The organism is Candidatus Epulonipiscium sp., assembly GCA_012519205.1.
GTDB lineage: Bacteria > Bacillota > Clostridia > Lachnospirales > Defluviitaleaceae > JAAYQR01.
This window is the reverse complement of sequence record JAAYQR010000025.1, coordinates 1-13,913: the sequence shown is the minus strand read 5'-3', so window position 1 is coordinate 13,913 and position 13,913 is coordinate 1. Positions and strand designations below refer to the sequence as shown.

Sequence of the window (13,913 nt, the reverse complement as noted above, 5' to 3'; positions counted from 1 at the left end):
GGTATTATAATAGCCCAAAATATAGGAGAGAAAACCATGAGAATAAGAAAAGCAATTATCCCAGCAGCAGGGCTAGGAACAAGATTTCTCCCTGCAACCAAGGCACAGCCTAAAGAAATGCTCCCCATAGTGGATAAACCAACCATTCAGTACATCGTAGAGGAAGCAGTAAATTCAGGTATAGAAGATATAATTATTGTTACAGGAAGAAGTAAAAGGTCCATAGAGGATCATTTTGATAAGTCTATAGAACTAGAATTAGACTTAGAAAGAAAAGGGAAAGTAGAACTTTTAAAGTTAGCAAGACAAGCCTCAGAACTAGCAAATATCCATTATATCCGCCAAAAAGAACCCAAAGGCCTAGGACATGCAATATTAACTGCAAAAAATTTTATCGGGGACGAACCTTTTGCAGTTTTATTAGGGGATGATATCATTGTTTCAGAAAATCCCTGTTTAAAACAGATGATAGAAATATTTAATGAATTTAAGACTTCTATCTTAGGGGTGCAAAAGGTTCCTGATGAAGATGTTAATAAATATGGAATAATAGGGGCTAAACATATAGAAAATAGGGTTTATAAAGTAACTGATATGGTTGAAAAACCAAAGACAAAAGAGGCACCATCAAATATAGCAATTCTTGGAAGATATATTATTACCCCTAGAATTTTTGATTATCTTGAAGTTCAGGAAGCTGGGACAGGGGGAGAGATACAATTAACCGATGCCTTGAAAAAGCTCTCAGAGGAAGAGGCTATCTATGCCTATGATTTTATAGGGAAAAGATACGATGTAGGAAATAAAATGGGCTTTTTAAGGGCAACCGTCGAATTTGCCCTTAATCGTGATGATTTAAAAGATGAATTTTTAGAATATCTACACTTTATATTAGATAAAACCAAAAAATAACCCCGAAATAGGGGTTGTTTTTATTATAAAGATATTTACATAATATGACGATAAAAACAATAAGCCAATCTTTATACTTAAGGGGGAATTGTGTTTTGAAAAGTTTATATCTTACAAAAATAAAAGGATTTTGTCTAGCTCTTATTCCATTAATATTAATTGGTATGATTCCCCAAAGTACTTCTTGGGGACTGGAAAAAGATACAAAGGTTCCTTCTCAAACCGTAGAAGGAGTTGTATATGGCCGTATGAAAAACAATGGGGCAAAAGTAACAGACATTTATGAAAAAGGTGAATGGGATTTTACCGTATATGGGGATAAGAATTTTACGAAGGATTTGGAAGGTATCCGCTTGGTAAATATTATGGATAGTAATAATACCATTATAATTAACAAAAGTGATTTTACAATTAGCAATGAAAGGGAACTTACAGTAAAAATTAAAGGCAGCAATGCAGAAAAGTTCTCCCAAGAAAAATATGCAGGGAATTATAATCTAGAGTTGAAATATAAAGGAGAAGAAATATGGATACCCATCATAGGTCGATATAATTCTAAAAATATTACTATAACAGGACAGGATTTTAAGAAAGATATCAAGCAAATTGTTCTCAAAAACATCAAAAATGGTGCATGGGAAATTGTAATACCCAAGCAAAGAGTTAAATATGAAAATGATACTAAGTTAACCTTAACATTAGAAGATAAGGATGTAGAAAAGCTTTCAGGAGGACTTAATAATTCAGATATAGAAGTTGTAATAGACTATACATCGGATTGCGTATTCGATAAAGACCTTAGATATTGGGATTACACCTTAATCGGAGAAAACCTAAGACAGGGAGTCGAAAAGATAATATTAAGACCCATATCGGGAAGAGCCTTATCTCTTCCGATAGAGGAACAGGATATAATCATAGAAAAAAGAGATATAAGGGTAGTAAGTAATACAAGGCTTAATATGGAGTTTAGAAAAGATGTGCTGGATAAATTCAGGGAATACAATCATTCTGGGGATTATAAAATCATAGTTGTATACTCACCAGGAAAAGGCCTTAGGGAATTTACATCAGGGGTAGATTTAAAGGTTTTATATAATTATGGGTTAAGATTTAACGAAAAGGTTACCCTTAAAGATAAGCTTCAATATAATTATAAAGATTACATCGAAGATACCGCAAGATTTTCTTTATTATCTAAATCAACCCCGAAAGTAACAGATGTTTATCCAAAGTCAAACGGAGGATATCCTTGGATTGATGAAGGAGAACTTCCCCATAATGCCTTAAAGGATAGAAGTTTCCTTAAAGTAACTTTTGAGGACATAGATGGGAAACTAGAATTTAATTCACCTGTAGGAATAGAGTTTCTTCTTTCAAGTAGCATAAAAGCTATTGGTAGTAATATAGAATACCTGGATACGGAATTTTTGAATATGTGTAGAAATGATTTAGCCAATCCAAATGATGATGATTACACATATATCTTTAAAAAAGATAGAACTAAAAAGGAAGCTTATCTGTATATTCCTATAAAACCACTATCCCCTCAAACAGACTATATTGTAAGAATAGCTGGGAGGGTATTAAGAAATGATGCGGTAGAAGAAGAAAGATATAGCAGTCCAATCACTTGGGAATTTACAACCATGGCTTCCCCTTCTGTAACAGATAAGGAAATCCTCAATCAAACGGTAATAGAAGATTATTCGTCAGATACATATATCAAGATTTATGGGGATTTCTTTTATACATCTTCTATAAGGGTTTTCTTTAACGAAAAAGAAGCAGATTATATAATAATTAAAAAAGACAATAAAGGAAATACATATTTAGTTGTATACTTGCCAAGAAGGCTTGGTTCAGGATTATACAATATAATAATTCAAAATGATAATAACCATTCTACAATAACATATGGGACCCTTAGCGTGTTACCTAGGGGAGATAGAGATAACATACCAACGGAAGAGTACAAAGTTAAAAATAGAGATTTAAAAGGAGATGTACTAGCAGATATCAAAGTAAGTACAGATACCCTATACCTAAGTGGAAGATACACTAATAGGACGATAGTGGAATTAGATTTGGATGAATTAATGGGGAAAGAGGTTTGGACTAGAAGAATAAACTATAAGACCTACATGGGCGATTATATAGGAAAATTATATACAAAGTCAAAATATGCAGATGTAAGTTTCTACAACCTAGGGGGCAATAATTCAGAGGTAAATTTATATATAGGAAGAGCGGAACCGAGAGTGGTCCAGGGGGTAAAAACTAAATTAGGGCAAAGGATAGTAAAATCCGATTTTATAGAAATAAGGGCTCAAAATTGCAGGTGGAACACGATAGATGTATCCATACCCTATAAAAATAGCAATGGAGCTAATTTAAATATATATCGCTACGATGAAATAAGAAGAACTTGGAACAAAGAAATAAGTTATATCGACTATATTAATCAAAAGGTAACCTGTACCACCCAAAAAGCTGGATTGTTTGTAATACTAGAAAATTAACAAGATTTAATAACTGCGGTGACAGGTACTTCACTTATTAGACGGGGGATGAATATATGCATAAAGGAATTAAGTTTTGTTTATCATGGTTTATGATTTTAATTATGGGGATTAGTCTTTTGCCTGAGCAATTCGTATATGCTTTTGATCAGACGAGGTTTACTGTTACAAGTGTAACCATCGGTAAAACATATGATAGAAACCGTATTATCGAAAATATGTATATAACTATTACGGGAACGAGTTTAAAAGATGCCAATGTAGGAATTGTAACCTATAAAGGCGGGATTGTGACATTGGGAAATAGGGAGATAAATTCCGAAGGAGAATTACAATTTCGTATTAACCAAAATCAATTAGGAGAATTTATTTCAATCGAAGGTATTAGAATCCCGATTAATGAAGCAAATATGCCAACCCTTACGGAAGTTAGGAGAAATGTAAAAATTGGTACTGATGATTTAGAGATCAAAGGGACAGGACTTTCAAATCTTGGGAATTCAGAGCTTAATATAGATGCTTTATTTGGGAGGGAAAATAACTATAAGTCTATTAAAAGTCTTTCCCATACCCTATCAGAGGATAAAACTGTATTAAAAGTAGAAAAGCCCAGCGGTGAATTGGGTCTTCAAGAGCTAATATTTAAAAGCAAATTTACCAATAAAAATGTTAACTTTAATAACGGTAAAAGCAATGATGTAGAGGTACAAATTAACTATACATACCTAGATCAGTTTAGATTCACAAAAGATTTAGCCATTGAGGGGACCCTTGAAATGTTTCCTAATAGGGGAGAACCTAGGGATACTGTCTATTTTACAGCGAATAAATTAGATGAATATGATGTTTTCTTTTTAAAGAATTTAGACGGTACGGACCCTTACAGTAATACAAATAAAGGATTAAACACAGTATATAAAGCAAAATCCCTTGCAGAGGAAAATGACTTTTTAACAACCCAGGTACCTAATCTTCCTGTGGGTGAATATTATGTAGTTTTAACAAATAAAATATCCCAAGGAAAAGATCCAATGCAAGAAGTAACAGGGGAAACGATAATTACTGATAAATTTACTATTATTGATGGAAGGAATAAAGCAATTATCATAGATGTGCAGCCAAATAGAGGTGCAGATACAGGAGAATTGGTAACAATTTCTGGACAGTTTATAGGAAGCTTAAATGTATCCGAATTCGCCCCTTCTGCGGAATCAACCATGGTGGTAAATCAAAATTCCACCCCCGATGCCTTAAAAGTAGAATATGGTCATGGAACCTATGGACCTTCTGGGATAAAGATAAAAAAGGCGGAAAGGACCATACGGGTTATAATAGGGAATAAAGCAAATTTTATTAAAAGAGGCAGTGAATATGATGTATCCTTTAATAACGATTTAGATAAAATAACTGTCAGGGCACCACAAATCACAGATGCAGATACGAATCCTGTAAAGGATGTTGTAATAGAAACGGAAACCGTATTAACAAAAGAAGATGGTAATACCATAACTATTAAGGAAAGAGCCGTAAAAATAAATGGATATACATTTATACTTAGTAAGGTAAAACCCGAAATCACTGATGCTGTTCCAAAACAAATCCAGGTTACTAATAATAATGGAGCCCTCCAGATTCCTAGTGATAGGTATATGGCGGTGTATGGTAAAAACTTCATGATCCATAAATATACTAATGCAGATGGAAGGGAAGTAGTCAGATATCCTATAGTAGAACTGGGTCCAAATCTTAGAATCGATAAGAACAATCCTAGTGAAGACTTTAATGACCCTAATAAAAGTCTTAATGGAAGGAATGATGTGATTTTAAAGGTGTTTGATTCTACAGGAAGAGAATTGGATGGTTCTAGTGGAAGTGAAATAGGGACAAAAATATTAATAAAATTAGAAGAGGGAACCCCTGCAACAGGTGTGGCTCTAGGAAAGGCATATATTAGGCTAACCAACCCCATGAGAAATTCTAAGGAAACAGGACTTGATACACAGATTCTTGACTATATTGAATTTGTAAATCCTGACACCTCCAAAAATCCTATTATTCAAAATGTAAATCCAAACGTGGTATCTGTCGATGGAGGAGAAGATATCATAGTTACCGGTAGTAATTTTACCGATGGGGTTAAGATTTTCATAGATGGGGCGGAAGTAAAGCCTATTAGAAGGGAAGCAGATGGTAAGACTATTACCTTTAAGGCACCTAAAGGCAGAGAAGGTCAGACGCAGCTTCAAGTCATGAATATTGAAGGAGGTATGGATATTTATCCCTTCATATATGTAAAGACCTTTACAGATCCCAAGATTACATCAATTGAGCCAAGGAAGGGAAATACAGGTACATTAGTTGTGGTTAAAGGGGAAAACTTTTTAAAACCCGATCCTACGGGGGGGGTAGATGGGATTTACCGTCTAATAGGGACAAGAATACTGTTAGAAGGTAAAGAAATAAACTCCTATAACATAAATACTTCCACTAGGGAGATTGAACTAAGAACTTTTTCTCCTAAACAAAATTTATTTACGATACAAAATGGAACTTTGAATGTAGCAAATTATTACCATAGTATTTTACTAAGGGCAGGAGAACGACTTTATACAATTGATGTAGATTCATCCGGTGTTCCGATTATTTCTGATGGTATTGGAAATGATTATACGGTTAAATTAGATGAAACAAAGACTAAGCTTAAAGCAGATAAGTTAGGAGGGGGATTATTTGATCTAACCATTTTGGACAATAAGGTAATGATAGGACAGACCCCACCCCTAGAATTAGAAATCGTAACCCCCTATGAAGAAAAAGAAGGTATAGTAACAGGGGATAGGGTAAAGGTAATAGATAAAAATACCATCTATTTTACAGTTCCAGTTTTACCGTCAGATGGATGGTATGACGTAACAGTTCAAAATCCGGATACAAAGAAAGATACTAGAAAAGACGAACAGGGCTTTTATTACTATAAACAGCCTTTAAGCAGACCGGCTATTACAAAAATCGAGCCTGAAGAAGGAAGTGTTTATGGGAATAATATCATTACCATCACTGGGAAAGATTTTATAGATACTGGATATGAAAAAATAAAAGTATTCATAAATGGTGTAGAGGTATCCCCTAATAATATAAATGTTGCGACATCAGGAAGTAGTATGACTGTTGTCGTACCGCCATACAACGGAGATTTAATGAAAGATAAAGGAGTGGGACGATGGACGGTTCCGGTGGTTATTATTAATCCTGATGGGGGTAATGATTCCATGGAAAATGCCTATACTTATGTAGTGCCCAGTAGTAACCCTAGAATTCAAAAGATAGTCCCGGCATCAGGGACAGCAGCAGGGGGAGCTATAGTGGAGATTACTGGAAGTGATTTTAGGGATTTTGAACCCTTTGAAGATTATAATAGAAACCAAGTTAGGGACAAAGATGAACCTTATACAGACTTGAACAAAAACGGTATTTATGACGATAAGTTTGATATAGAAAAGAGCAAGGTAAAACTTGATCCCCCAATTAGTGGATATAACTACTACTATGAGTCACCCCTTCTTCCTAAGGTATATTTTGGGATGCAAAAGGCTAGGATTGTAGAATTTAACAGTACATATATCAAAGTTCTTACACCTAAAGCGACGGCGGGAACAGCGCAAGTATTTATCGAGAATAATGATTCAGGAAGGTCGAATTCAGTAAATTATACATATGAGGGTTCGAAACCTATTATTACAAAGGTATCCCCCAATGCGGGAAATAAGGCAGGGAGGACAGGGGTAACCATATATGGTTCTGATTTTCGGGAATCAAATGTTAAAGTGTATAATGATTCAGTAGATAAAAAGAAGAATCTAACAACTGTATTGGTACAGTTTGGAGATAATACAAATAAAAGTATCGATAGAGATAAACCGAATTCAGGGCTTATCAATGCAGGAAATGCTCAGGTATCTCTTGAAAAGGATTTCACAGCAGTATACAATGCAGTGTATAATGCCCATACCAATCCGAGTCCATCAATAACTATTAGATTAAAACATGAAGATATCTTATATTTTAATACCTTCACTAACTTTAACGATGAAGAATCTTTTATTAATACTAAGTTATTAGTTGACAATGAGGGAAGGCAATACCCCTACAGCGAGCTTATTAAGTTTTCAGTAGTGGATAGAAGATTTATAGTAGAAAGGGGTTTTGCCCCAGCAACAAGTTATATTTCAAGTGGGGAAATAACCGTAACCACACCTTTTTATCATACAGTAGGAAGAGTTCCCATAAGGGTAATCAATCCAGATGGGGGAATAGGAACTTCAACTTTTGAATATTTAAATCCTGCTAGTAAACCTACGATTACTGATATTACCAGTCAAAATATTTCTCCCACGTCAGAGGTTATTAATCTAAATGGAAAAGAAATTACGGCTAGAATAATAAGGGTAAATCACAAGGGTGGAAATACTATAAGGATATTAGGGAGTGATTTTAGAGAAAATGCTGTTATATCCATCGGAAATATACTGGATATACCATCCAATAGGATAAATTTTGAAGGTATTCCTACCCGATTAACCTTTGATATGCCTGCGGTCCCCGAAGGTGCAATAGGAAAGTACTATCGATTGGTTGTTTTAAATGAAGATGGAGCTAGTGCATCTTCTGACAAAATAGCTGGGCAGCTGCCTATTTATATAATATTTACAAAAGGAGAAAGCAATCCTAGTGGCAGTAGCATCACTCCAAATAAAGGACCTTCTAGTGGAGGAACAAAAGTAACCATTGAAGGAAAAGATTTTAGAGATACGATGGCAGGATTTAATGAAAAACTTAGGGTATACTTTGGGGAAGTTCCCGCGTCAAATATAAGTGTGTCAATGGACGGGAAATATATTTATGCTACCACTCCTGCCCATGAACCAGGAGAAGTAGAAGTAAAAATACAAAATCCCGATGGAACTGTTGTTATTCTCCCAAATAAATTTACATTTATAAGTAACCCAAAGATTGTAAAGGTAATGGATTTAAATGAATTAAATGAGATTAAAGTTATATCTGTTGAAGGAGGACAGGAGGTTAAACTAAAAGGTTATGGCTTTAAGGCAGGAGCTCGGGTATACTTTAATCCTGTTATTAGAAAGATAGAGGGAAATACCCAAGGGACAAACGTGTTTTATATTGATGGAGAAGCCTATACCTTAGAGTCGGGAATAGAAGCTAAAGAGGTAGAATTTATTGATGAAGAAACTCTTAGGGTAATCACTCCAGAAGGTAATAAAGACAGTTTAGGAGTCATCATTATAAATTCCGATGGGGGGGCAAGTAGTATTTATGCTCTTTCCTATTCCCTGCCAGAAGTTAGTGCTCCGGGAGGGGTCAGGGCTGACTTAGTCTATGATAGATATATCAAAATAGTATGGGATTCTGTTCCCGATGTCATAGAGTATGAAATATATGCAGTTATAGATAATAGGAATATGGAAATGATAGGAACCACAAAGCTAAATAGCTTTATTTATGAGGATTTAGAGCCTAGAACGAGATACAAATTTATTGTTAAAGCCCTTGGGGAATTTAATATATCTAAAGCATCTAAAGAAAGTAATATGGTTAGAACCGGTTCAGTAACAGGCAATCCTGACATAGATGGTGAACTTAACGAAAAGACCATAATTAGAAAAAATGGGAATTGGGCTGAGATAACCCTTGGAAGAGAGGATTATAATACGGAATTGACTATAGACTTAATAAGAGGCCCCCTATCGGGAGCTACCCAAGTAGATATTCGTATGGCCTCTGAGGTAGTAACTTCTTATTACTCTAAGAATATTACAATTATCGGAAGAGACTTTGTTTTAGTCATCAATCCCAAGGCATTTAAAACTGAAAAGATGCTGGCAAATAGATACAATAAAGATTCAGGAATAAGATTTAGAATGTTTCCAAATACGGGCAATCTGAACTTAGAAAGCGGAATGACTGCTCTTTCTACGGAATATGTATTAGAGGCGACTCAATACATTGGAAAAAGTAGCGAAAAAATGGAACATCTAGACGCCAATATTTTATTAAATCTTGATTATAATGGGAATATGGCTTCTATGAGGAGATTAAATACTGCCTCCTTTAATAGATATGATGCATCTAGTAGAAGATGGGTATCACTTAAAAAGGTAGAAACTAATGAACAAATGGCAATCGGAACCTATATCAATAGATTAGGAAGATATATGGTAGTAGGCAGCAAGAGATAGGGAGGTCAGAATGATGAGAAATAGTATCTTGGATAAAATACTAATGATAGTAACAATATTATTTATAGTGTTTTCTAGTACCACGGGCATTTTTGCCGATGAGAGAACCCCCTATCGTCAGGGTCTTATTGAAGGGTTTCTTACGGAAATAGGTAAAAATGAGGTGTCTATAGAAGAATATGATGGGACACTTCATACCCTTTCCTTTGGGGAAAATCCTATATTTAGTATAGATACCCTCAGTGCTAAATTAAGTGATTTTAGAGTAGGAATGGAAGTTTATGCAACCCTCAGGAACCGCAAAATAAATTATATGGAAGGATATTCAACAGTAGAAGCAGGATATATAGAAGAAGGTAGTAAAACAAGGGTTGGGACCATTAAGACTATAGATAGAAATCAACTAATCATAGCCTTGGATATAGGGGGAGTGGAAAGCTACTTTACGGGACCGGGAACCATTTTCTTAAAAGACGGATTAAAGACAGATTTTAAGACCCTTTATGTGGGGGATAGGGTGAAATTATATTTTGATGAAATGGATACAAGCGTAATTAGCATAATAGCAGTGCAAGGGAAATCCATAGAGATAAAGGGATTGTATAAAGGAAGGATATCGGTAACCCATGAAATAGACAATAAATTAACCCTGACCGAATTAAAGGTATTTAATAATGGAGAATGGCAAAATCTAAGTAGCGCCAAAACCATATCCTATTCGGAAAATTTACCTATTTATATAGGGGGGCAAAAAATAACCCCCTCTAAGCTTAAACATTATAGAGAAAACATTGCATATTTGGTAATTAAAGATTTCTTCAGTACCGAGAGAATAGAGAGCATGGTAATTAAAGCAAACAACGAATTTAATTACCTAGATAAAATAGGAGAAATAAACTGGTATTCCAATTCCCTCGAACTAGCTGTAAAGCATAGAAATTTAAGTATTAATAATGGAACTATAGTAATAAAAAACGGGCGATTGGTAGATATTAATTCCCTAGATTCTGGGATGGATGCTTTTATTGTAGGAGATGGGAACTTAATGAATCAAATGAATGCCAATGTGATATATGTTTATAACGAAGATATCAATAATTCGAATATTGGTCAAGACTACATATACGAAGGAAGATTAGATAGTATCTTACCAAGTAATAGTATCCTATTAAAAGATTTTGCCCTATTAAACAATAATGCTTGGGAAGGATTTAGGGGCACCAAGGAGCTATTCTATGATGATGATACTTTAATATATGATTTAGATGAAAAGAAGATGAAGACCTTAGAAGAGTTTAAGGCAGGGGATTATGCCATAGACGAAAATAGTGATTACGCAAGGGATAATGATTTAGAAGATAGATATGTATATATTTATGCCGATGGAGATAGAATAGTTGCCCTTATGGTTCAAAAAAATAGGGACTCCTTATTAAGATTAAGAACCACTAATGGGGTAGCAGCAGGTGCACCAGAAGATCATAAATGGACAGGCTGGAGAATAAATATATCTAACGCCATTGACTATAGTCCAAGAAAAGATAATTGGATGGCAAGAAAAGATTCATTCTACCTAACCTTGGAGGAATCCCTAATCATCAAAAATAACAAAATAATAGAACCAGATGAGCTAAAACAAGCCGATAGATTATACATCATAAGGGATGACTTTAAGGCCAAAATCATCATAGTAAAATAAATCTTTTAACCCTAGACAGGGATGGGACTACATATCATTCAAACGTATGAGGCAGTTTTCATACCGCCCCATTATTCAACAAGGAGGATCTCATGAAAAAATTACCACTAACAATCCTATTTACCTTATTTTTCACCCAAATTCTGTGGGCAACCCCCATAGAATTTACTGGGGGAGTGTATAATAAAATTGAATACAAGGAAGTTGTTTTTCTATCAGGGGAACCTATCGTATTCAAAGGGATAGTCAAAATAGACGAAAAAGAAAAAGGTGAATCAAAAGAAACTAAATACACATTTACTTTAACCCCTGAGGATAGAAATATCCCTGGTAGGTTATCAAGGAGTGTAACGCTTAAAACAGAGTATGCCCCTTATAATGATAAGGGGCAGACAATTGCCAATACGGAAGTAACAAGATACACGGAAACGGTAACTATCGATGGAGATAATTATAGGTTGACAGCAGGGAATGTTCAGTTTTCTCAATCAGATATTATAGATAACCGCCCAGCGATAGACTTCTATGATGGTAATATAGAGATATTTAAATATTATACAATAAATAATAATGAAGGTACGGCCCAAGTGAAGATGACCGGAAAAAATGTAGGTTATAAGAACTTTTGGGGAAATACCGAAACCCAATCCTTAGATTATGTATATACAATCGATAGGATTGGCGAGGGGGAAGAAGTTAATAATTTATCTTGGGAAGGAACAGTTAATGTTCAAGTATCCGATAGCACCATGAAAGTCTTAAAGTATTCCCAAAATCAAGCAAGTATGACCACATTTAATGGAGGATATATAAAAACTACTACCCAAGAAATGGTATCAAAATATACCTATAATCTTCCCAAAAAAGTAGATGAGGGCTTTGATTCATATAAAAGAACTCAAAACACCATGACTCTCCAAGCTTCCATGCTACCGATGGTGGAAAGATTACCAGTCCCTAAGTTTAGGGATATAGGTGGATATTGGGCACAAAGAGATATTGAAAAACTCTACTCCCTTGGAGTATTTGATGGCAGCCAGACCTTTTTTAGCCCCAATACAGCCATGAGCAGGATTGACTTTGTAAAGGCAATTGTAAAGTCCTGTGATATCAAGGTACAAGAGGAAGAAACTAAAAAAAGAGGTGGCAGAAATAAAAAGGAAGTAGAAGAAGTAATCTTTTTAGATGTGAGATCATCAGATCTTAACTTTCCATATGTAAAAGAAGCCTATTATAGAAATATAATATCAGGAACCGATGATTATAAATTTAATCCCAATGGAACCATAACAAAAGGGGAGGCAATAACAATCCTAATGAGGACCCTAGGTTTTGAATCCATGGCACCGACCCCAGGATATAAGACTTCCTTTTCTGATGATGGGAAGATTCCTAATTGGGCAAGGGATGCTATATATATGGCATCAGAAATAGGCATCATAGGAGGGGATGAGAATAACAATATAAATGCTCAGGATAAAATGAAAAGGGGCGAAGCCTCAGCAATTATTAATAGGTTTTTAGAATTTCTACAAAAAGACCTTCAAAAGAGTTATAGGGAAGATATAATCTACTTTAATTAAGGCCTATTATAGTGACTATCAGACCTCATGCCCACATTTGTAAAAGTGTGGAAGTATGGTCTGGTAGGCACTATTTTTTTGATTTTAAATTGAGTAATGTGATATAATACATTAAAATACAAGAAAGATAGAGGAGATAACAAATAATGAAACAACAAGGGTATCTACGGTGGGCTTTATATATAGGTTTAGGAATAATTTTATTTTTACTTCCCTTTCCTAGGGGACTATTCTTTGAAAAAGAAATATTACCCATACAAATAGGAATTTTTGCTCTTTTTATTTTGTGGTCTTATTTTAAAATCCTGAAAAAAGAAAAATTGAAGATAGATAGTTTTACTATGATTTTTGTACTATTGCTCCCGGTGGTATATGTTCTTCCTTTAGTATTTGGGGTGGCGGCAAGTCGTTATGGAGCATTAACATATGTCTTTAGATATTTAAGTTATATGGTAATTTTTTTGATTTTATCGGATTTTACAAAAACCAAAAAGGACGTTTTTTTGTGGCTTAACATATTGGGTATAAGTGGCAGCATAGCAGCCTTTTTGGGAATTGATGCGGGCCTTGGAAAGAATTTAAGTGATGCCTTAGGTTTTAAAGGGGTAATAGATGAATATGGTCGTGTCCGGGGAGTATTACAATACTCTAATAGCTTTGGGGCATATATGGGAATTGTGTTTTTTATTCTAATAGCCCTTGGTATATGTTCAGACAAAAAGCACCTAAAAGCTCTTTATTCTGCCCTACAGCTTATCAGTTTAACAGCACTTCTTATGACTGTATCAAGGGGTGCTATTGCATTTATACCTTTTATTTATATTTTATTAATTATCCTTATTCCGGGAAAGGGAAAACGGTTGGAAGTCATACTTTCTAGTTTACCTTCTATGGTAATTTCCTTATTTTCAGGAAGATTATTAACTGCAATGATTCCATT

6 protein-coding genes are annotated in these 13,913 nt (G+C 34.7%); all 6 read left to right on the top strand.

Annotated features, from left to right (window positions below; genetic code table 11):
- Nucleotides 1-36: 36 nt before the first annotated feature.
- Nucleotides 37-912 carry a UTP--glucose-1-phosphate uridylyltransferase GalU gene (gene galU / locus GX308_08005; protein NLK22011.1) on the top strand — a complete coding sequence of 292 codons (876 nt, stop codon included), beginning with the start codon at nt 37-39 and terminating at the stop codon, nt 910-912.
- A gap of 95 nt (nt 913-1,007) precedes the next feature.
- A complete protein-coding gene (locus tag GX308_08000) occupies nt 1,008-3,434 on the top strand; it encodes a hypothetical protein (GenBank protein ID NLK22010.1) in 2,427 nt (808 codons plus the stop codon).
- A 56-nt stretch (nt 3,435-3,490) separates the two neighbouring features.
- A complete protein-coding gene (locus GX308_07995; GenBank protein NLK22009.1) occupies nt 3,491-9,691 on the top strand; it encodes a cell surface receptor IPT/TIG domain-containing protein in 6,201 nt (2,066 codons plus the stop codon).
- Nucleotides 9,692-9,704: 13 nt separating this feature from the next.
- A complete protein-coding gene (locus tag GX308_07990; GenBank protein ID NLK22008.1) occupies nt 9,705-11,390 on the top strand; it encodes a hypothetical protein in 1,686 nt (561 codons plus the stop codon).
- A gap of 92 nt (nt 11,391-11,482) precedes the next feature.
- The gene (locus GX308_07985; GenBank protein NLK22007.1) at nt 11,483-12,973 is read left to right on the top strand and encodes an S-layer homology domain-containing protein; all 1,491 of its coding nucleotides are present in this window, start codon (nt 11,483-11,485) and stop codon (nt 12,971-12,973) included.
- 146 nt (nt 12,974-13,119) lie between these two features.
- Nucleotides 13,120-13,913, top strand: a 794-nt coding sequence (locus tag GX308_07980; protein NLK22006.1) for a hypothetical protein, incomplete at its 3' end; no start/stop codon positions are given.